At 71.1% G+C, this 20,066-nt stretch carries 21 protein-coding genes; 9 read left to right on the top strand and 12 right to left on the bottom strand.

All coding sequences use genetic code 11. The features are described 5' to 3' along the window. Positions 1-85 precede the first annotated feature (85 nt). Together VM938_00995 and VM938_01000 are read right to left on the bottom strand one after the other, a co-directional pair. Entirely contained in the window at positions 86-1,285 is a 1,200-nt protein-coding gene (locus VM938_00995) for an HRDC domain-containing protein (GenBank protein HVF73595.1), read from the bottom strand. A gap of 4 nt (positions 1,286-1,289) precedes the next feature. Further along, entirely contained in the window at positions 1,290-2,384 is a 1,095-nt protein-coding gene (locus VM938_01000; GenBank protein HVF73596.1) for an AI-2E family transporter, read from the bottom strand. Between the two features lie 19 nt (positions 2,385-2,403). On the opposite strand from VM938_01000, the gene VM938_01005 reads away from it, so the two are divergent. Further along, on the top strand, positions 2,404-3,432 hold the full coding sequence (locus tag VM938_01005) for an AI-2E family transporter (GenBank protein HVF73597.1): 1,029 nt from the start codon (positions 2,404-2,406) through the stop codon (positions 3,430-3,432). Between the two features lie 4 nt (positions 3,433-3,436). Here the strand turns inward: VM938_01005 and VM938_01010 are convergent, their stop codons facing one another. Beyond that, positions 3,437-4,366 (bottom strand): hypothetical protein, encoded by a 930-nt coding sequence (locus tag VM938_01010; protein ID HVF73598.1) that lies wholly within the window; start codon positions 4,364-4,366, stop codon positions 3,437-3,439. On the opposite strand from VM938_01010, the gene VM938_01015 reads away from it, so the two are divergent. Further along, positions 4,365-4,892, top strand: a complete 528-nt coding sequence (locus tag VM938_01015; protein ID HVF73599.1) for a gamma carbonic anhydrase family protein — start codon at positions 4,365-4,367, stop codon at positions 4,890-4,892. The genes VM938_01010 and VM938_01015 overlap by 2 nt on opposite strands. Here the strand turns inward: VM938_01015 and VM938_01020 are convergent. Then, positions 4,889-5,431 (bottom strand): flavin reductase family protein, encoded by a 543-nt coding sequence (locus tag VM938_01020; GenBank protein ID HVF73600.1) that lies wholly within the window; start codon positions 5,429-5,431, stop codon positions 4,889-4,891. The two genes, VM938_01015 and VM938_01020, sit on opposite strands and share 4 nt — an antisense overlap. A gap of 34 nt (positions 5,432-5,465) precedes the next feature. On the opposite strand from VM938_01020, the gene VM938_01025 reads away from it, so the two are divergent. Next, a complete protein-coding gene (locus VM938_01025; GenBank protein ID HVF73601.1) occupies positions 5,466-5,927 on the top strand; it encodes an RDD family protein in 462 nt (153 codons plus the stop codon). A gap of 38 nt (positions 5,928-5,965) precedes the next feature. Next, positions 5,966-6,469: a hypothetical protein gene (locus VM938_01030; GenBank protein HVF73602.1), complete on the top strand. Its 504-nt coding sequence runs from the start codon at positions 5,966-5,968 to the stop codon at positions 6,467-6,469. Positions 6,470-6,479: 10 nt separating this feature from the next. On the opposite strand, the gene VM938_01035 is transcribed toward VM938_01030, so the two are convergent. Further along, positions 6,480-9,443, bottom strand: a complete 2,964-nt coding sequence (locus VM938_01035) for a proline dehydrogenase family protein (protein ID HVF73603.1) — start codon at positions 9,441-9,443, stop codon at positions 6,480-6,482. After that, on the bottom strand, positions 9,427-9,867 hold the full coding sequence (locus VM938_01040; GenBank protein ID HVF73604.1) for a DUF3151 family protein: 441 nt from the start codon (positions 9,865-9,867) through the stop codon (positions 9,427-9,429). The genes VM938_01035 and VM938_01040 overlap by 17 nt, the downstream gene beginning before the upstream one ends. On the opposite strand from VM938_01040, the gene VM938_01045 reads away from it, so the two are divergent. Together VM938_01045 and VM938_01050 are read left to right on the top strand one after the other, a co-directional pair. Then, positions 9,866-10,318 carry an HIT family protein gene (locus tag VM938_01045; GenBank protein HVF73605.1) on the top strand — a complete coding sequence of 151 codons (453 nt, stop codon included), beginning with the start codon at positions 9,866-9,868 and terminating at the stop codon, positions 10,316-10,318. The two genes, VM938_01040 and VM938_01045, sit on opposite strands and share 2 nt — an antisense overlap. 22 nt (positions 10,319-10,340) lie before the next feature. After that, a complete protein-coding gene (locus VM938_01050) occupies positions 10,341-10,922 on the top strand; it encodes a L,D-transpeptidase (protein HVF73606.1) in 582 nt (193 codons plus the stop codon). On the opposite strand, the gene tyrS is transcribed toward VM938_01050, so the two are convergent. Beyond that, positions 10,912-12,165 carry a tyrosine--tRNA ligase gene (gene tyrS / locus VM938_01055; protein HVF73607.1) on the bottom strand — a complete coding sequence of 418 codons (1,254 nt, stop codon included), beginning with the start codon at positions 12,163-12,165 and terminating at the stop codon, positions 10,912-10,914. The two genes, VM938_01050 and tyrS, sit on opposite strands and share 11 nt — an antisense overlap. Positions 12,166-12,193: 28 nt before the next feature. On the opposite strand from tyrS, the gene VM938_01060 reads away from it, so the two are divergent. Then, complete coding sequence (locus tag VM938_01060; GenBank protein ID HVF73608.1) at positions 12,194-13,066, top strand: hypothetical protein; 873 nt, start codon at positions 12,194-12,196, stop codon at positions 13,064-13,066. Positions 13,067-13,155: 89 nt separating this feature from the next. Here VM938_01060 and VM938_01065 read toward each other — a convergent pair whose 3' ends face one another. From VM938_01065 to VM938_01080, 4 genes are all read right to left on the bottom strand, one after another. Next, positions 13,156-13,395, bottom strand: coding sequence for a hypothetical protein (locus VM938_01065; GenBank protein HVF73609.1), 240 nt, complete (start codon positions 13,393-13,395; stop codon positions 13,156-13,158). Between the two features lie 170 nt (positions 13,396-13,565). Beyond that, positions 13,566-14,018: a GNAT family N-acetyltransferase gene (locus tag VM938_01070; GenBank protein HVF73610.1), complete on the bottom strand. Its 453-nt coding sequence runs from the start codon at positions 14,016-14,018 to the stop codon at positions 13,566-13,568. Next, positions 13,939-15,447: a GGDEF domain-containing protein gene (locus tag VM938_01075; GenBank protein HVF73611.1), complete on the bottom strand. Its 1,509-nt coding sequence runs from the start codon at positions 15,445-15,447 to the stop codon at positions 13,939-13,941. The genes VM938_01070 and VM938_01075 overlap by 80 nt, the downstream gene beginning before the upstream one ends. Beyond that, a complete protein-coding gene (locus VM938_01080) occupies positions 15,444-15,986 on the bottom strand; it encodes a hypothetical protein (GenBank protein HVF73612.1) in 543 nt (180 codons plus the stop codon). Before VM938_01080 ends, VM938_01075 begins: the two co-directional genes overlap by 4 nt. A gap of 116 nt (positions 15,987-16,102) precedes the next feature. Here VM938_01080 and VM938_01085 point away from each other — a divergent pair, with 116 nt between their 5' ends. After that, positions 16,103-17,632: an AMP-binding protein gene (locus VM938_01085; GenBank protein HVF73613.1), complete on the top strand. Its 1,530-nt coding sequence runs from the start codon at positions 16,103-16,105 to the stop codon at positions 17,630-17,632. Positions 17,633-17,687: 55 nt separating this feature from the next. On the opposite strand, the gene VM938_01090 is transcribed toward VM938_01085, so the two are convergent. Beyond that, a complete protein-coding gene (locus VM938_01090) occupies positions 17,688-18,473 on the bottom strand; it encodes a transglutaminase-like domain-containing protein (protein ID HVF73614.1) in 786 nt (261 codons plus the stop codon). Between the two features lie 21 nt (positions 18,474-18,494). On the opposite strand from VM938_01090, the gene VM938_01095 reads away from it, so the two are divergent. Continuing rightward, positions 18,495-20,045 (top strand): gamma-glutamyltransferase, encoded by a 1,551-nt coding sequence (locus VM938_01095; protein ID HVF73615.1) that lies wholly within the window; start codon positions 18,495-18,497, stop codon positions 20,043-20,045. The last annotated feature ends 21 nt before the right edge of the window (positions 20,046-20,066 follow it).

The raw sequence follows: 20,066 nt of genomic DNA on the forward strand, positions 1-20,066 counted from the left end.
TGGTGGCAGCGGGGGGTCGTCGACCAGGGCTACCCAGCACCTCGACCCTCTCGCCGGGTCGAGTCGACCCTGTAGGCACCCGCCTCTACGACGGCGCGGTGCCCGCCTCGGGGGCCTTGCTGCTGTCGACCGGGGTGTAGGACCGGGCTTCGAGCACCAGCCCGCCCCGGCCGTCGAAGGCCAGCGCGGCGTGGCCGCCCACCAGGTGGCGCACCGGCGTGCCCACCAACTCGTCGCGCCAGCCTGTAGCCAGCTTGGCGTCCTCGTCGCCGCGCAGGAACGAGTGCAGGTCGCCCCGCGTGCCCAGCAACGTGGCGTCGATGTCGAGCTCGCTCGACAGTTGCCCGATCCACGCCGACACCAGGGTGACGGCGGGTCGCAGGTGGCGGTCGAGGTCGTCTGTGGCAGGCAGCCGTACGTCGGAGCCCGACAAGGCCTGCCCCCGGTTGACCGCGTCCATGATCTCCTGGCCCAGCTCGCCCTTGACGTGACGGCCGTCGAGCCCCCGCACGCCGCCCAGCTCCGACAGCGACCGGGGCGGCCGGTGGGCGATGCCCGCCACCGCCATGTCGGGCAGCACGAACCGAGGCGGCACGTCGAGCTCGGCGGCGCGACGCTCCCGCCAGGCGGCCAGCTCCTGGGCCACGCCCCGGGCCTTGCCCCGCAACTGCCTGCTCTCCTTGATGCGCCACCACGCGATGGCCGGGTCCTGCGGCCCCCGGGCCCGGCGCAGCAGCAACTCGCACTCCTCCTCGGCCCAGGCCAGGCGCCCCCGCTCCTCCAACCCCGCCGAGATGCGCTCGTAGAGCTCGATGAGGTGGAGCACATCGGACGCCGCGTACGACTGCTGCTCGTCGGTCAGCGGCCGACGGGTCCAGTCGGTCAGGCGGTCGCCCTTGGGCAAGCGGAAGCCGAGCAGCTTCTCCACCAGCGTGAGCAACGAGGGCGACGACATGCCCAAGAAGCCCGCGGCCAACTGGGTGTCGAACAGCCGCCGGGGCGTGGCTCCACATGCCTGGTCGAGCACTTCGAGGTCTTGGTCCGCCGCGTGCAGGATGGCCAAGGCATCGCCGCGCAGGACCTCGGCGAACGGCGCCAAGTCGACGGCGAAGGGGTCGACGAGCACCAGCCCGTCGGCCCAGGCGATCTGCAACAGCGCCAGTTGTGGGAAGTAGGTGCGCTCCCGGTGGAACTCGGTGTCGAGGGCGTAGCGCTCGGCCGAGAGCAATTCGTTGACCACGGCCTCGAAACGGGCCTGGTCGTCGATCCATTCGTGCTGCGACACAGCGTCAGTCTTTCGGTTCGGGGGGACGGCGGAGTTCGACGTACACGGCTTTGGCCGCACCGACCAACGGCACGGCGAGCAAGGCGCCCACCACGCCGCCTGCCGAAACGCCGACGAGGGCCGCCGTCATCGTGGCAGGCGGCGACAGCTTGACCGCTTGGCCGACCAGCAAGGGCTGCAGCACGTTGTTCTCGATCTGCAGGTAGACGACGAAGAACACGGCGCACGCCAAGCCTGTGGGCACGCCTTGGGTGAAGCCGAGCAGCACGAACGGGATGCCGCCCGCGGCGCCGCCGATCTGCGGGATGAGGTCCCACAGCGCCACCCACACCGCGGCCAGCGGCGTCAGCGGCACGCCGAGCAGCAAGCCGACGATCAACACCGTGATCCCGGCGATGCCTGCTACGAACAGCGACCCGGCCACGTAATGGCCGACGACGCGGTAGGCGAGGCGGGCCACCTGGTCGCCTTGGCGCCGGTGTTCCAAGGGCAACAGCCGCCGCGCCCCCTTCAGCAGGCGAGGCCCGTCGAGCAAGAGCGTGACGGCCACCAAGAAGGTGAGCAGCACGGCCAGCAGCCCGTCGGCCACCCGTCGTGCCCCCCGTTCCAACGGCGTGGTGTCGCCCCGCAGCCGTTCGGGGAGCCGCTCGATGCCCCGCTGCAACTTGGCCGGGGCGTCGGACTCGACGAGGTCGTCGCCGACGACGGGCAGGTCGCCCAACTGCGCTACCACTGTGGGCAATTCGCGTCCGAGGTCCTGGGCCTGGCGCACCGCGGGCGGCACCAGCAGGAACCCGATGAGGGCGAACACGGCCGCCAACCCCGCCACCACGACGCCGAGGCCGCCCGCCCTCCCGACGCGCAGCCGCCGCGACACGATGTCGACCAACGGGTTGACGGCGAGGGCCAGGATCGTGCCGATGGCCAGTGCGGCCAAGGTGCGCGGCACCGACCGCACGAAACCGGTCAAGGCGATCAAGGCCACGAAGGCGGCCAAGACGGCGAGCACCGAGCGCCAGTCGAGGTCGACCACGCGCACCGGGGGCGGTGCGGAGACGGGCGGGTTGTCGGGAACCGGTGCCCGCTCCGGTGCAGCCATCGCCGTACTGTAAACGCCGATGGCCGACCCGATGCCGACCGAGCGCCTGCGCATCACGGCCCGCTCCTTGGTGGTGGCCGTCGCCATGCTGGGCGCCACCCTCACCGTCCTGCGCATGATCGCCGCTTCCCAGCGGGTGATCGGCTGGATGCTGGTGGCGGCCGCGGCGGCCGGGTTGCTCCAGCCCTTGGTGGCCCGCCTCGACCGCCGGGTGCCGCACGGCATTGCCGTTGCCGTGGTCTTCCTCAGTGCCCTCGCCTGCGTCGGGGTCATCGGCTACGGGACGGTCGACGGCGTGGTGCGTGAGACCCGTCACCTGCAAGACGCCGCCCCCCGCGCTGCCGAACAACTCGAACGCGAGGGCCGCTTCGCCGAGGTGGCCCAGGACATCCACCTCACCGAGCGGGTGCGCCGCTTCGTGGAAGACGCGCCGGAACGGCTGCGTGGCGGCACCCCTGCGGACGCGCTTCGTGCCGCGGCCACCCGCGGCGTTGCCTACCTCGCCACCGGCGTGCTCACGCTGTTCCTGCTTCTCCACGGGGCGCGCATCGCACGAGGCGCCCTGCAGCAGGTGCACGACGCCGAGCGGCGCGAGCGCATCGAGCAGGTGGCTGTGGCGGTGTTCCGCCGGGGCTTCGGCTACGCCCGGGGCGCCATCGCCATGGCGGCGCTCTCGGGGCTGTTCGCCTATTGCGTGGCCTCGGCCACCGACGTGCCGGGCCCCGCACCACTGGGACTGTGGGTCGCCCTGTGGGACCTCGTCCCCGTGGTGGGGGCCGTCATCGGCGGGCTCCCCATCGTCGTGCTGGCCGCGGCCACCTCCCCCACACAAGGGCTCGTCGTGCTGCTTGCCTTCGTCGCCTACGAGGTACTGGAGACGCTCGTCCTGCAGCGGTGGGTGGAGCGACGTTCCGTGCGCGTCGGACCGTTCCTCACCATTGCCGCCGGCGTCGCAGGCCTCGAGTTGTACGGCGTCGGCGGCGCCCTCGTCGGCTTGCTGGCCGTGACGCTGGCCGTCGCCCTCGTCGACGAACTGGCCGAGGACTAACCCTTTACCCGCCGTTGCGCAGGCGGGTCAGGTCGGCGCGGTCGGCGGCGTCGAAGGTGCGTGACGGCGGCCCGCCCAGCGCCTGGCCCACGACGCTCGACTCCACCGCCCAGTACATGACGGAGTCGCGGTTGGGGGAATGGCCGGGGTACTCGGGATCGGCCCGTCCGGTGTTGAGGGCGAGGTCGACCAAGCCGAGCAGGTGGCCGATCTCGTGGACGACGACGGCTTCTTCGATGGTGGCCGACGAGGCGAAAGGCGAACCTGCGCCGCGCACCGCCTCCTTGAAGATGGCGGCGGTGTCGCCGCGTACGGCGACGCCCAGCACCTTCTCCTCGTCGGCGAAGTCGCCTGTGAGGTACAGGAGCCGGATCACCGCTTGGCTGCTGGTGTGGGGCGTGCGGCTGTAACGGTCCGACAGCTGGCGGATCTGTTCGGCGCTCGTGGTCTCGCCGCCGGTCGGGACGGCCACCGGGCCCGCCAGTGAGACCGGCTTGCCGCTCACCTCGCGCAGCGTCGCGGCCAGGTGGTCAAGGGCCGACTGTCGGGGTTCGGCCCCCTGCTGGACCAGCACCTCCACCACGATGTTGGTGGCCGGTTGGGGCCGTAGCAGCGTGCGGGCGAAGGCCCCCACGCCCCCCTTGGCCCCGCTGTCGGGCGCATTGGGCGGCGGCGAGGGACGCATGGTCGTGGGGGACGACCCGTTGCGCACCGTGGTCGGCGTGCCGCCACCGCCGCCGTTGCCGTCGCCGCGGGTGGTCGTAGGGCCGTTGCCGCCGGGGGGCACCGTGGTGGTCCCCTCGTCGACGATCATCGGCGTGCCGTCGGGGTTCGTCGGCGCCGGACCTTGGCCGCCTTCGCCGTTGCGGTCCTTGGCGCACCCGGCCATGACCAGGGCGAGGCACACGAAGACCACGGCTACTGTCCGGCGCATGCCGCTCTTCTCCTTCGAGGGCAAGTCGCCTCGCGTCCACCCGGATGCCTTCATCGCTCCCACGGCCACCATTGTGGGCGACGTGGAGATCGAGGCGGGCGCGTCGGTCTGGTACGGGGCGGTGTTGCGCGCCGATTACTCCCCGGTGATCGTGCGCACGGGGGCCAACGTGCAGGACGGTTCGGTGCTCCACGGCGGCCCCGGTTCCCACACCGAGATCGGTCCCGGCGCCACCGTGGCCCACTTGTGCGTCATCCACTCGGCCCTGTTGGGCGAGGAATGCCTGGTGGCCAACGGCGCCACCGTGCTCGACGGCGCCCGCATTGGGGCACGTGCGCTGGTGGCCGCCCACTCCCTGGTCTCGGCCGGCCAGTTCGTGCCCGAGGGGTTCCTGGTGGCGGGCGCGCCCGCCGAGGTGAAGCGCCCCGTCGAGGGGTCGCCCGCCGAGATGTGGGTGCGGATGAACCCGCCCGCCTACGCGGAGCTCGCTCAGCGGCACCTGCGCGGCATCACACGCATCGACTAGCCGCCGTAGTTCATGCGGGTGTCCTCCATGCGGAGCACCGGCGTGTCCTCGGGCTTCTGGAAGCCGGCGTCGACGATCTCGCCCAGGAACAACGTGTGGTTGCCGACCTCCACCTCTTGGCGCAGTTCGCAGTCGAGGTAGGCCACGGCTTGGTTGAGGATGGGCGCACCGGTGCGGCCGTCGTGGTACGAAAAGCCGTTGAGGGTGCGGGCTTCGGCATCCACCTCTACCGGCTTGGTGAACTTGCGCACGATGGCCCGGTCCTCGCGGTCGACGATGTTGAGGCTGAATACCCGGCCCTCCCTCACCAGCTCGGCGGTGAACGCGTCGCGCTCCACGCTCACGCCGACGACCTTGGGGTCGAAGCTGACCTGCATGGCCCAGTTCAACGTCATGCCGTTGCGCCGCTCCCCCGCCCGGGAGCCCATGACGTAGAGGCCGCCGGGCATGGTCCACAACACCCGGCGGCGGCGGCGGTCGTACTCGTCGGGGTCGGCACCTTCAGGGAACGGGCCGACTGGTCCTTCCTTCACAGGCATGGCGCCGACCGTAGTGCGGTAGTTAGATGCCGCCATGACCGAGGCCGAGCCGCCCTACCGCCCCAGTGCCGCAGAGCTGGCGGCCCGGCCCCCGCTGCCGCCGTCGCTGGCGGAAGACCCGGTGCTGCCGAACGGGCTCGTCGTGTCGTCGTACGGCCAGCGCTTCTTCGGCAGTGTGCTCGACGCCGTGCTGTTGGTCGTGCTCCTCGGGATCGGCTACCTGGCATGGGCAGTATGGGCCTGGAGCAGGGGCACCTCGCCGGGCAAGCAGGTGCTGCGCATGCGCGTGGTCGACGCCCGCACCGGCGACGACGTCACGTGGGGGCGCATGTTCGTGCGCGAGTTCGTGCTCGAGATCCTGGTCTTCACGGTCGTCTCGTTCTTCACCTTGGGCCTGCTCGGCCTCATCGGCAGCGGCCTGATCTTCGCCGGCCAGTGGCGGCAGACGGCGTGGGACCGCATGGCCAAGACCGTCGTGGTCGGGGTCAGTCGGTAGGGCCGGGCCGAACTGCGGAAAAGGGGTAAAGCCAAGGTATGCCCGGTCGAAGAACGAGCGTCGTCGGGCTCACTGTCATCGTGGTGGCGGGCGTGATCGGCACCGCCGCATGGATGCTCGACAAGCGCTTTGGCACCCTGCCGCCTTGCCGAGAGTCGTCACCGCCTGCCGGCGCCCCGGACCCGAGGGATCTTTCGGCCGAGGAGAAGTCAGCGGTGGAGCAGATCGTGAGGGCCGACCCGACCATCGCCAAGATCGCCCGCGGACAGCCGCTTGCCGTCACTGCCATGGCCGAGTACCAGGCGGAGACGGGCATGACTGCCGGCGCCGCCCTTGTCGGTTGGCGTGACCCGGTCACCGCCCCCGCGCCGCTCTTCCTCGGCGTCACCGACGACCAGCCTGGCGGACGATGGAAGAACGTGACCAACGTGGCGGTGTCCGTCGACCTCGACCGGCGCACCATCTCCAAGATTCGTCCTGGCCCCGGTGCCGAATCAGATGGCGTGAGGCACGAACCGGCAGACTGCGCGAGCGACCATTGACCGGTAGAGGTCAGTCGGTAGGGGCGAACCCTTGGCGCAAGGTGTTCTCGGTGATCACGCGTGGGTCGAGGAACTGCAGGAGGTAGTCGGGGCCGCCGGCTTTGGAGCCCACGCCCGACATGCCGTAGCCGCCGAAGGGCTGGCGTCCCACTACCGCCCCGGTGGTGCCCCGGTTGACGTAGACGTTGCCCGCCCGCAGCTTGTCGGCCGCGTAACGGATGTGGGCGGGCGAACGCGACATCACCCCTGCCGTGAGGGCGTAGTCGGTGTCGTTGGCCAAGGCCACGGCGTGTTCGAAGTCGTCGGCCCGGAACACCGTCAGCACCGGCCCGAACACCTCGTCGCGGGCCAGCGACGAGTCGGTCGACACGTCGCCCACGATGGTGGGGCCGATGAACCAACCTTCCTCGGGCACGTCACGCCGTCGTAGGTACACCGTGCCCTCGGCGCCGTCGACCACCGCGTCGATGCGCTTCCATGCGTCGGCGTCGATGACCGGCCCCACGTCGACCGACGGCGAGCGGGGGTGGCCGATGCGAAGCTGCGAGGTGTAGCCGACCAAGCGCTCGACGGTGGCGTCGTAGGCGTCGCCCACCACGATCAACCGAGAGGCGGCCGAGCACTTCTGCCCGGCGAAGCCGAAGGCCGATGCAGCGATGGCAGGCACTGCTTGGTCGAGGTCGGCGTCGTTGTCGACGAGGAATGCGTTCTTGCCGCCGAGCTCGGCTACCACCCGCTTGACGTGGCGTTGGCTCGCGCCGTGCACGGCGGCCGCCTTGATGATCGACAGCCCCACGTCCTTGGAGCCGGTGAAGGTGACGAACGAGACGTCGGGGTGCGACACCAGGTAGGCGCCCACGTCCTCGCCGATGCCGGGCAGGAAGCCGAGCACGCCCGGGGGCAGCCCGCCCGCTTCGAGCGCTTCCACCAACCGGTAGGCGATGGCCGGCGTCTGCTCGGCGGGCTTGAGGATCACCGCGTTGCCCGCCACCAGCGCAGCCACGGCCATGCCCGTGGGGATGGCCAACGGGAAGTTCCACGGGGCGATGACCACGCCCACGCCCTTGCCCTGGTAGCGCAGCACGTTGTGCTCGCCCGGCGGCGACTCGACGGAGCCGCCCGCGTCGAGGCGCAGCATCTCCCGGCTGTAGTACTCGCAGAAGTCGATGGCCTCGCAGACGTCGCCGTCGGCCTCCTTCCACGGCTTGCCCGCTTCGAAGAGCATGAGGGCCGCCAGTTCGTTGCGCCGGTGGCGCATCCAGGCGGCGGCCCGGAAGAGGACGGCGGCCCGCTCGGCCGCAGGCGTCTCCCGCCACCGCTCCACTTGGCGGCAGGCGGCGGCCAATGCGGCGTCGGCTTCTTCCCGCCCACACGACGCCGAGGTGGCCACGACCGTCGAGGGCGACGCCGGGTCGACCGACTCGATGCGCGCTGCGGTGTGCACCCGCTTGCCGTCGATCACCGCGGGGATGTCGAGCCCGAAACGGGCCGACGACACCGCCGAGCCGAACGCGTCGCGCACCTCGGCCCGCCGCCACTCGGCATGGGGCTCGTGGGCATAGGCGCCCGGCGAACTCGGGTCGGTGTCGGGCCGCACGGTGGGTGGTTCCTGAGGCGGGATGCGGTCGACGTTCGGAGCCTGCAGGAGTTCGTCGAGGTCGCGCCTCTCAGCGAAGCGGGCCCGCACGAACGACTCGTTCGACGTGTTCTCCAGCAGCCGCCGCACCAGGTACGCCATGCCGGGCACCAGCTCGCCCACCGGTGCGTAGATGCGCAGGCGGAACCCCAACCGGCGTATGGCCGCCTGGATGGGCTCGGCCATGCCGTAGAGCATCTGCAGCTCGTAGCCGGTGTCGGGGATGCCCTTGGCCCGGGCGTACTCCACCGCGTAGGCCAGCGAGCGCAGGTTGTGCGAGCCGAAGGCGGCCCGCACCTCTCCGTGGTGGTCGTGCAGCAGACGGGTGCACCGCTCGAAATTGGCGTCGGTCTCGTCCTTGCGCTGGAACACCGGGGGGTCCCATCCCTCGGCCGTCGAGGTGATGGTCTCGGCGTCCCAGTAGGCGCCTTTCACCAGGCGCACAGTGACGGGCATGGCCCGGAACGACGACCAGGCGATGAGCTCGGCCACGTCGTCAACCGAGTCCTTGAGGTAGGCCTGCACGACGACGCCCGCGTCGAGCGAGGCGAACTCCGGTTCGTCGAGCAGGTCGCGGAACAACTCCAACGTGAGGTCCTTCACGTCGTAGTGCTCCATGTCGAAGTAGACGAAGGCTCCCCGTTCGGCGGCCAGGCGCAGCAAGGGGCGCAGCCGGCCTTTGGCCTGCGCCAGCCCCTCTTCCCGCGTCAGCGGCGAGTACAGCGATGCCAGCGCGGTGGGCTTGAGGCTGACGTTCACGCGGGGCAGCGGCCCGAGGTCGTCGCGTTCGAGGTGGTCGTCGGGCGCCCACGACGGCGCGGCGTCGAGCAATGCGGACAGCAGCTCGTGCACCCTCGCCGCGTAGCGGTCGGCCTCGGCCTCGGTCACCGTCTTCTCGCCCAGCAGGTCGCAGGTGAAGGCGCTGCCTTGCCGCCACAGCCGGTGCAGCCCGTCGACTGCCTCCGAGGCCGTCGAGCCCACGATGAACTGCTGGGCCATGCGGGTGATGTTGCGACGGGCCATCGAGGCCGACAGGTGGTCGCCCATCGGCACCCGCTCGGCCAGGTCGATCCCGAGCCCCATGAGCTTGGGGGTGTCGCCGCCCTCGAAGTACTCGTCGATGTGGCGCAGCACGTCGGCGTCGCCGCTGGCACTGGTGGCCGGGAAGACATCGACGAAGCGGAACAACTGGGTCTTGAACGACGGGTGCGACATGGCGTAGCCGAGCATGCGCTCGGTCCACCACGACATCTTGAAGACGTGGGCTTCCTCGCCCGTGCCGAGCTCCGCCACGCGACGGGCGAACGCCGTCACGTCGGCGTCACGGGGCGAGGCCATGCCCCCAGTCGGGGTCGAGCTGGCGCAGGAAGACTGCGCACCGATCCTCTTCGTCGGCCTCGCCTATCGCAGCGGCCGCGTGGCGCAGGCCGGCCAAAGCCAAGAGGAAGCCGCGGTTGGTCTCGTGGCGCCAGCGCACGTAGCCCGAGCCCCGCCACCCGGCACCACGCAAGGCGTCGAGGCCGCGGTGGTAGCCCACCCGGAAGCAGGCGTAGGCCTCGATGTCGTCGCGGCCCAACTCGCCGAGGCGCGCCCAGCCGTCGACGAAGCGCGGGAACGTCGCCACCACCGACGCCACCGCGTCGCGTCGGCGCTCAGGAGGTTCGGCCAAGGCGGCGGCCAACCGTTCGGCTGCTTCGGGGGGCGGAGGCGGGAGCACCGTCTCAGGCAAGCCGCTCGACAGGTGCACAGGCGCGTCCGACATGGCAGCGATCGTAGGCTCGCCGTTCACCGTGCCTCGTTCATGTGTGTTCTGTGCCATCCGCGACGGCGACCTGCCCGCCCACCTCGTGCTCGACGAGCCGCATGCGCTGGCGTTCCTCGACACCACCCCGCTCTTCCCCGGCCACGTGCTGTTGGTACCGCGCACGCACTACGACACGTTTCCGGACGTGCCCGCCGACGAAGTGGGGCCGCTGTTCGCCACCGCGCAGCGTCTCGCCGTCGCCGTGCGCGATGCCATGGAGGCCCAGGGCACGTTCGTGGCCATGAACAACGTGGTGAGCCAATCGGTCCCCCACCTGCACGTGCACGTGGTGCCGCGTACGAAGGGCGACGGGCTTCGCGGCTTCTTCTGGCCCCGCACGAAGTACGCATCGGCGGACGAAGCGGACGGCGTGGCCGCCCGAATCAGAGAATTCCTAGGCACGGGCTAGGCGCGTCTGTACCTTCGGCGCCATGGCACGGCGAACGACGTTGGTGGCGGCCCTGGTCGCCGTCCTCACTCTCCTGGGCGGCATGCCGCTGGCCATGGGCATCCCCACGCAACGCCCGCCCGAGAGCCGGCGCGCGGGCCCGTCCACACCGGGCCAGCAGCCCACCCGTGAGTGGAAGCGGCCGCCCAAGGACAACGGCCCGCCGCTGCCCGCCGGCTCGGGCAGCGGCCGGCGCATCGTCTACTCGGTCACACAGCAGCGGGTGTGGCTGGTCGACAACGTGCCGGCCAACCACATCGAGAAGTCGTACCTGGTGTCGGGCCGGGCGGGCACGCCGAGCGCAGGCACCTACCGGGTGTATTCGAAGTCGCGGTACTCGACAAGCGGCTCGCTGCGCCTGGAGTACATGGTGCGCTTCGCCCACGGCCGCACACTGGCGATCGGCTTCCACTCGATACCGCAACGGCCCGACGGATCGTTGGTGCAGAGCGAGGCGGAATTGGGCCAGTACCGCAGCAGCGGCTGCGTGCGGCAGCGCTTGAGCGACGCCGCTTACCTCTGGAACTTCGCGCCGGTCGGCACCACCGTCGTCGTCACCCGGTGAGCACCACGAGGGCGAGCTCCCGCTTGCCCCGTCGCAGCACCACGAACCGGTCGTGCAGGGCGTCGTCGCGTGCGAGCTCGCGGTCCTCGCTCTGCTGGCGGCCGTTGACGTAGATGCCCTTCTGCTGCAAGGCCCGGCGGGCATCGCCCTTCGACCCCGACAGGCCCGTTGCGACCAGCGCGTCGACCAACGACGCGCCCGCGGCGACGGTGGCCGAGGGTGCGTCGGCCAGCACCGACAGCAGGGTGGCTTCGTCGAGTGAGGCGATCTCGTCGGTGAACAGCACGGCCGCCGCGTGCTCGGCCTTGGCTGCTTCGTCGGCCCCGTGCACCAGCGCCGTCACCTCGCGAGCCAGCGTGCGTTGCGCCTCTCGGCGCTCCGGGTGCTCGGCAGTGGCGGCGTCGAGGGCTTCGATCTCCTCGTGCGACAGCCAGGTGAAGTAGCGCAGGTACTGGCCGACGACGGCGTCCTCGCTGCGAACGAAGTATTGGTAGAAGGCATACGGCGTGGTCTTGGCCGGATCGAGCCACACCGCGCCCGACTCGGTCTTGCCGAACTTGGTGCCGTCGGCCTTGAGCACCAGCGGCGAGGTGAGCCCGTAGGCGTGTTCGCCCCGGAGGCGGCGGATGAGGTCGACGCCCATGGTGATGTTGCCCCACTGGTCGCTGCCGCCCATCTGCAGGCGGCAGCCGTGGTCGTCGAACAGGCGGAGGAAGTCGTAGGCCTGCAACAGCATGTAGCTGAACTCGGTGAACGAGATCCCCTGCTCGCGGTCCTCCAGGCGGGCCCGCACCGATTCCTTGGCCACCATCTGGTTCACCGTGAAGTGCTTGCCGATGTCGCGCAGGAAGTCGAGCAGCGGGATCGACCACAACCACTCGCCGTTGTCGAGCAGCATGGCGCCCGCCTCGAAGTCGAGGAAGCGGCCGAGTTGGGCGCGGATGGCCTCGAGGTTGGCGGTGAGCTGCTCGCGGGTGAGCAGGTTGCGCTCCTCCGACTTGCCGCCGGGGTCGCCGATCATGCCGGTGCCGCCGCCCGCCAAGGAGATGGGCCGGTGGCCTGCCTGCTGGAAGCGGCGCAGCGTGCACATCTGCAGCAGGTGGCCGACGTGCAGGCTGTCGGCGGTGGGGTCGAACCCGATGTAGACGGTGAGCGAGTCGTTGTCGATCAGCTTCGGCAGGTCGGCGTCGGTCGTCTGATGCACGAGCCCGCGCCACTGCAAGTCTTCGAACAGCCCACTCATAAGCGAGGCAGCCTACGATTCCGAGGGCATGCGCATCCGCACATTCCGGCCCCGCTTCCCGGTGAACCTGCGGCTCACGCTGGTTCCCGTGCGCCGAGGCAGTGCGGACCCCACCATGCGGCTCGGCCCCGACGGGGCATGGCGGGCCACCCGCACGCCCGACGGGCCGGGGTCGGAGCACGTCGTGGCCGGGGGCGGCGAGGTGACGGTGCGGGCCTGGGGGCCGGGCGCCGACTGGCTGGTCGAGCATGCGCCTGCGTTGGTGGGAGCCGACGACGACGACTCGTCGTTCGTGGCCCACCACCCGATCGTGGCCGACCTGCACCGGCGGCTGCGGGGGCTGCGGCTGCCCCGGACGGGCGCCGTGGTGGAGGCGCTGGTGCCGTCGATCCTCGAGCAGAAGGTCATCGGCCTGGAAGCCCGCCGGTCGTATGCCTCGTTGGTGCGGCGGCTGGGCGAGCCCGCGCCGGGACCGGTCGACCTGCTGGTGCCGCCGCCGCCCGAGGCGTGGGCGCAGGCACCGTCGTGGACGTTCCACCGCTGTGGCGTCGAGCGCAAGCGGGCCGACACCGTGCGGGTCGCCTGCTCGGCGGCCCGACGGCTGGAGGAGGCGCCCGAGCGCATGACGGCGCTGCCCGGCATCGGCCCGTGGACGGCGGCCGAGGTGGCAGGCGTAGCCCTCGGTGACCCCGACGCCGTCAGCGTGGGCGACTACCACCTGCCCAACCAGGTGAGCTGGGCGTTGGCGGGCGAGCCCCGCGGCGACGATGCCCGCATGCTGGAGCTGCTCGAGCCCTACCGGGGCCACCGCGGCCGCGTGCTGCGGTTGCTGGCCGCAGGCGGCATAGGCGCCCCCCGCTACGGCCCCCGCCTCCCCCTCCAGCGCATCGCCCGCCTCTAGTCCCGAAAATGCACTCGGTCACCGGAATGAGTGTGTGAGCGCTGGACGGCATGGGCCGATGAGGTTTCCGGCCCATGCCGTCCAGCCCTTTAGTAGCAGCGGAAGACGATGCGGGGGTCGTACTCCACGGGCGTGCCTGGCGTCCGGTTGACGTTCACCCGCCCAACGCAAACGGGGTACGCATCTCCAAAGACCTTCAGGTCGACGGAGGCCGCGGCCGACGCGGTGCCGATTGGGCTCACTGAAGGGCTGGAGTTCACGCACACCGACACAAAATCGTCGGGGATGGTCGGCGACGTGCAGACCGAGGCGGCCGACACAGGTGCCATGGCCCCACTCAGCCCAATGCCACCAAGACTCAGTGCAGCGCCCGCGATGGTGAGACGTTTAAAGCGATTCATGAAGAAACTTTCCCCCTATAGAAGTGCCTGAATGGCACCCTGGATGAGGTTGTTCTTCACGGGGGCCATCCCCACCTCTTTGGGAACGGGCTGGTGAGCTACGTACTCGGGACGTCGTAGACGACGACGTGGTGGGGCAGGTGCACTTCGCCGGTGACGAAGCCGTCGCCCACCACCTGCCAGCCGTGGCGTTCGTAGAACCGGAGCGCGGTGTCGCGGCCGTTGGCCCACACCACCTCGGCGCCCAGGCCACGCAGGCGCGCCACGGCCTCGTCGAGCAACGCCGTTCCCGCGCCCCGTCCTTGTACCGACTCGTCGACGGCCATGCCCCGCAGGCGCCACGCCACCGCGCCCGGCCGGAACGGGGTGCGCTCCGGCAAGAACGAGGCCACGCCCACCATCACGTCGTCGTCGAAGGCGGCCAAGTGGAAGGCGCCGTCGACTAAGTCCTCCGGGAAGACGACGTTGGAGTCAGCCCTGTCCCCGCGCAGCACTTGCCTGCGCAGGTCGTGGGTTGCCTCGGCGGGTACGGCGTCGATGCGGAACGGCATGCCGAGACGATCGCGCACGGGCGCGCACCGTCCGGTCACGGCCCGTCCGCTTGGCGGCGTAGAGGGCGTCGTCGGCCGTGCGCAACAACTCGTCGGCGGAGGTGGCGTGGGCGGGCAGCGCAGCCACACCGGCGCTCATGGTGACGTCGACGGTGGCCGCCACCGCCGCCCGCAGGCGCTCGGCCACCCGATACGCCTCACCGGCACCGCACGCGGGCAACAGCACGGCGAACTCCTCGCCACCGTAACGAGCAGGCAGGTCGGCATCGCGGCAGGCGTCAGCCAGGGCCGCGGCCACGGCGCGCAGCACGGCGTCGCCCCCTTGGTGGCCCAACGTGTCGTTGACGGCCTTGAAGTGGTCGATGTCGAACATGGCCAAGCTGACGGCCTCGCCGCTGCGCGCGGCCCTGGCGACCTCCCGGTCCAGCGCCTCCTCGAAGGCCCGGCGGTTCGACAGCCCGGTCAGCGCGTCCACGTGCGCCAAGCGGCCCACCTCGTCGAGCAGGGCGGCGTTGCGCAACGCCAGCGCGGCGTGGGCGGCCAGCTTCGCCACCGCGGCGACCACCCGGCCCCGCATGCGGACGCGGCGACCGCCGCCCTGCTCGAGTACCAAGGCGCCGACGGGGGCACCACCGGCCACCATCGGCACCACGACGAGGTTGGTGGCGAACGGCAAGGCGGCATCCAGCAGCCCGTCGTCGTCACCCAAGACGTGTACCAAGGCGGGCACCCGGGTTTCCCATGTGCGGCCGAGCACGCCGAGCGGCGACCCGTCCGGTCCCTCCAGCACCGTCTCCACGTCGCCCGTGCGCACCCGGCAGCGCGGCCCGAGCACGACCGCACCGCGGGCGAAGCCGAAGAAGCGCACGGCGTGCGCCAGCAACAGCGATGCCACTTCGTCGGCGTTGCGCGTCTCCTCCAACTCGGCGGCCAGCTCGGCATGCGCCCGTAGCTCGGCCTTGCCCCGACGCAACTCCCGCTCGCTGACCGAGGAGAACGCCGCGGTGCCCAAGGCCACCAGCCACACGCCCAGCGACTGCACGGGGTCGACGGCCACGCCGAGGACGCCTGCGGCGAACTGCAGGAGCGTGTGCCAGGCCACGATCTTCAGCCCGGTGCGATACGACAACAGGAGGGTCACGGCCACCACGTGGAGGTGCAGCAGGAACCACAGGCTCGGCGCGTCGGCCAGCGCGGTGGCCAGCCAGATGCCGTCGACCAGGAGCATGACGTTGACCACGGCGATGCCTCGGACGCGAGCGGTGCGCCTCGCCAACTCGGCGCCGACGGCCACGGCCACGTAGGTCGCCGTGGTGGCAGCCGCATGGCCGCCGCCGACGACCACGGCGGCCATCACCAGGCGCACGACGGTGAGCACGAGCAGGCGATCGGCCAGGGGGACGAGCTCGGACTCGGCGGGCCGGTTCATTCGAAGGCCAACAGGTCGTCGTGGACGGAGATGGGGGCAGCGGCCAACTTCGGGTCGCGACGGTCGAGCCTGCCCTGCACCATGACGAAAGCCGACACCAAGGCCGCAAGGGCGAGGGGGAATCCGAGGTCGCGAGCGATGGGCACGGCGCCGTTGTCCCCGGTGTCCGCCGAGGCCTGCTGCTCCTCGCGGGCGGCCGCGGGCGCCACCACTGCTGCCACGGTCGTCGGGGGCGCAGGCTTGGGCGCGACACGCTGACGCCGGGTCTCGGTCCGAGCGGTGGTGGGCCGGGCTGCCGTCGTCGCCGGCGGTGACGCCGAAGGGGGCGAAGGCGCAAGCGTCGTCGGCGTCGGTGTTGTCGTGCCGCCGGTCTCCGGCCCCGCAGGTGCTTCGGCGATCGCTGTCGGCAGCGTCACCCCGGGCACCGTCGGGACCTGGGCGGCCGCCGGTGCCGCTGAAAGCAGGGCGAGCAGGCCTGCAGCTACTACGCCGCGCACCGACTGCCGTTGCCGTCGAGCCCTGTGATCGCCGTGGTCCATGGGCACCCCTTACCGCGCAGCGCCTCATAGTGGTATCGGCACGTCGTGGCGGGAAGTACGCGCCGATGCCCACTTCGGACGATTGCCGCAAGGCGCCCGGCACGTAGCCTTTCGCCATGCACCCCGGAACCCATGCCGCCACGCAGCCCGACAAGCCCGCATACGTCATGGCCGGCAGCGGTGACGTCGTCACCTACCGGCAGCTCGACGAAGGCGCCAACCGGCTGGCGCAGGTGCTCTGGGACCGGGGCCTGCGCCCCGGCGACAGCATCTGCATCTGCATGGAGAACAACGCCACGTTCATCGAGACGCTGTGGGCCGGACACCGCTCGGGCCTCTACTACACAGCGGCCAGCAGCCGCCTGACGCCGAACGAGCTGGCCTACATCGTCGGCGACTGTGGGGCCAAGGCACTGCTCACGTCGTACGAGAAGCGGGAACTGGCGGCGTCAGTGCTCCCCGAGGTCGACGTCGACACCCGCCTCATGGTGGGCGGCACCGTCGACGGGTTCGAGTCGTACGAAGACGTCGTGGGCACGGCGTCGTCGGACCCGCTGGCTGAGCAACCCGAGGGCCGCGACATGCTCTATTCGTCGGGCACCACGGGGCGGCCCAAGGGCGTGAAGACGCCGCTCCCCGGTCGCCCTGTAGGCGGGCCGACCGCCGTCACCCTGCTCGGCATGGGCCTGTACGGCTTCGAGGCCGACATGACCTACCTGTCGCCCGCGCCGCTGTACCACGCCGCGCCGCTGCGCTTCACAATGGCGGTCACCCAGGCCGGAGGCACGGCGATCGTCATGGAGCACTTCGACCCGGTCGAGTTCCTCGAGCTTGTCGAGCGCCATCGGGTCACCCACGTCCAGGTGGTGCCGACCATGTTCGTGCGGCTGCTCAAGCTGCCCGAAGAGGTGCGGTCCCGTTACGACGTGTCGTCGCTGCGCTACGTCATCCACGCTGCCGCCCCGTGCCCCGCACCGGTGAAGGAACAGATGATCGACTGGTTCGGGCCGGTCATCTACGAGTACTACGCGGCCACCGAGGGCAACGGCTTCGTGGCCTGCAACTCCGAGGAATGGGTCGCTCACCGCGGCACCGTGGGCAAGCCGCTCATCGGGATCGTGCACATCGCCGACGACGAAGGCAACGAACTGCCGCCCGGCCAGTCGGGCACCGTGTGGTTCGAAGGGGCGACCGATTTCGAGTACCACAACGACCCCGAGAAGACCCGTCAGTCGCGCAACGAACAGGGCTGGTCGACGGTGGGCGACGTCGGTTACGTCGACGACGACGGCTACCTCTACCTCACCGACCGCAAGGCGTACATGATCATCACCGGCGGCGTGAACGTGTATCCGCAGGAAGCCGAGAACGTGTTGGTCACGCACCCCAAGGTGATGGACGCCGCCGTGTTCGGGGTGCCCAACGAGGACTTCGGTGAAGAGGTCAAGGCCGTGGTGCAGCCCGTCGACATGGCCGACGCAGGCCCCGAGCTCGAGCGGGAGCTCATCGCCTACTGCCGCTCGCAACTGGCCGACGTGAAGTGCCCGCGCTCGATCGACTTCGAGGCGGAGCTCCCCCGCCACCCCACCGGCAAGCTCTACAAGCGCTTGCTCAAGGACCGCTACTGGGCCGCCGCCGGCCGCTGACCCCACGCCCCGAGTACATAGCGCTTCAGAACGAAGCGCTATGTACTCGAAGCGGTCAGTTGAGGCGGGCGCGGAGGCGGCGGGCGCGGGCGACGGCCTTGGCGGCGGCGTCCTCGGGCAGTTGGGTGGCCATGTCCTCCAACGTCTCGGCCGCGGCCCGGAAGTGGCCGATGGCCGCCTGCGCACCGGCCAGTTCCCCCAGTTCCCGGGTGTCGACCTCGGGGATGGCTGTGCGCAGCCGCAGCGCCCACTCGGCGCCCATCACGTCGCCGGTCAGGGCGAAGCGTTGCTTCAGGTTGGCCAGCATGCGGGCCAGGATGGCGCGGGTGCCGACCGGTTGCAGCATGTCGGGCGTGAACGCCACGGCGTCGCCGTAGATCGACGCCACCCGCTCGGCGCAGTCCTCCGGCGTGAGGAGGCGCCCGCCTTCGAACGGGTCGAGCAGCACTCGGGGCACCGCCTCGTGGCGCACCACGAAGTGGCCCGGCAGCCCGATGCCGACGAACGGCACGCCCAGCCGCCGTCCTACCTCGAGCACGAGCACCGACAAGGTGATGGGCAGGCCCACCCGACGGTCGAGCACGTCGTTGAGGTACGAGTTGCGCGGGTCGCCGTAGTCCTCGACGTTGCCCCGGAACCCGAGGGTGCCGAACAAATGCGTGCGCAGCGCCTCGAACGTGGGCGCCGGACAGGCCGCCGCCAAGGCATCGATGCGCGCCACCTCGGCATCGACGTCGAGGCCTGGATGCGCGTGGGCGGCGATGAGCAACGCGCCCTCGTCAAGCCGCACCCCCGATTCGGAGCCCTGCACCAGCCGTTGGAAACGGGCCGCGGGGTCCATGGGCCTGCCAGGCTACTGCCCGTGTACGCACCTTTCGTCACCACCTACGCCCCGCGGGGCATGGTGTGCGCCGTCGACCACTTGGCGGCGGCCGCAGGGGTCGAGGTGCTGCGCCACGGCGGCTCGGCGGCCGACGCTGCCATCGCCACCAACGCCGTCCTGGCCGTCACCACCCAGCACATGTGCGGCATGGGCGGCGACCTCTTCGCCCTGGTGCACGACGGCCGCGGTGACCCCGCCGCGCTCGTCGCCTCGGGCCGAGCCGGGTCGGGCGCCGACCCCGAACGGCTGCGCGCCGAAGGCCACACGGCCATGCCGGCTCGCGGCGACATCCGCAGCGTGCCCGTCCCCGGGTGCGTGGACGGCTGGCTGGCCCTGCACGAGCGCTTCGGCCGCCTCGCCCTTCGCGACGTGCTCGCCCCCGCTCGGGCCTACGCGATGGACGGCTTCCCGGCCAGTGCCACCTTGCCCGCAGCCGTTGCCCTCCTGCCCGACCCGGCCGACTACGCCCATGTCCGCCGACCGGGCGAGATGGTGCGCAGGCCGGGCGTGGCCCGCGCCCTCGACGCCATCGTCGAGCACGGCCGCGACGGCTTCTACGGCGGGGCCTTCGGCGAGGGCCTGCTCGCTCTAGGCGACGGCGAGTACAGCGCCGACGACCTCGTCCGCTCACCAGCCGAATGGCGTCGGCCCCTCACCCTCGACGCGTGGGGCCACCGCCTCTGGACGGTCCCGCCCCCGTCGCAGGGCTACCTCAACCTGGCGGGCTCGTGGATCGCCGAGGGGCTCCCCCTACCCGCCGACCCCGACGACCCGCAGTGGGCGCACCTGTTGATCGAGGCCGCCCGCCAAGCGGGCTACGACCGCCTCGACGTGCTTTTCGAACACGCCGACGGCCATGCCCTGTTGGCCGAGGAGCGGCTCCGCCCCCGGCGCGCCGCCGTCGACCCCGAACGCGCCGCCGTGCTCGGCGACCCCTACCAACGGGGCGGCACCATCTACCTGTGCGCCGTCGACAGCGACCGCATGGGGGTGTCGCTCATCCAGTCGAACGCCAACGGCTGGGGTTCGCACCTCTACGAACCCAACACCGGGATCTTCCTGCAGAACCGCGGCATCGGGTTCTCGCTCACGCCGGGGCATCCCGCCGAGTACGGCCCCGGCCGCCGCCCGCCCCACACGCTCAGCCCCGCACTGGCCACCCACCCGGCCGACGACACCCTCACCGCCGTCGTCGGCTCCATGGGCGGCGACGCCCAGCCCCAGGTCATCCTCCAGCTCCTGGCCCGGTGGCTCCACGCGGGCCAGTCTCCCGGCGACGTCGTCGCCGCCGGACGTTGGGTGCTCGGCATGGGCTTCGACACGTGGGACGCAGGCGGCGACGTCACCGTGCACGTCGAGGGCCACGCACCGCCGTGGGACGACGACCTGCGCCGGCGCGGCCACAGGGTCATAAGGGACGAACCGTTCGGGCACGGTTTCGGCCACGCGCACATGATCACGGTGGGCGACGACCGCTTGGCCGGCGCGTCCGACCCTCGCGCCCGGGGCGGTGCAGCCACGGGCTGGTAAGTACGCCATCCTGGTACCTCA

This window comes from Acidimicrobiales bacterium (genome assembly GCA_035536915.1).
GTDB lineage: Bacteria > Actinomycetota > Acidimicrobiia > Acidimicrobiales > JAHWLA01 > JAHWLA01.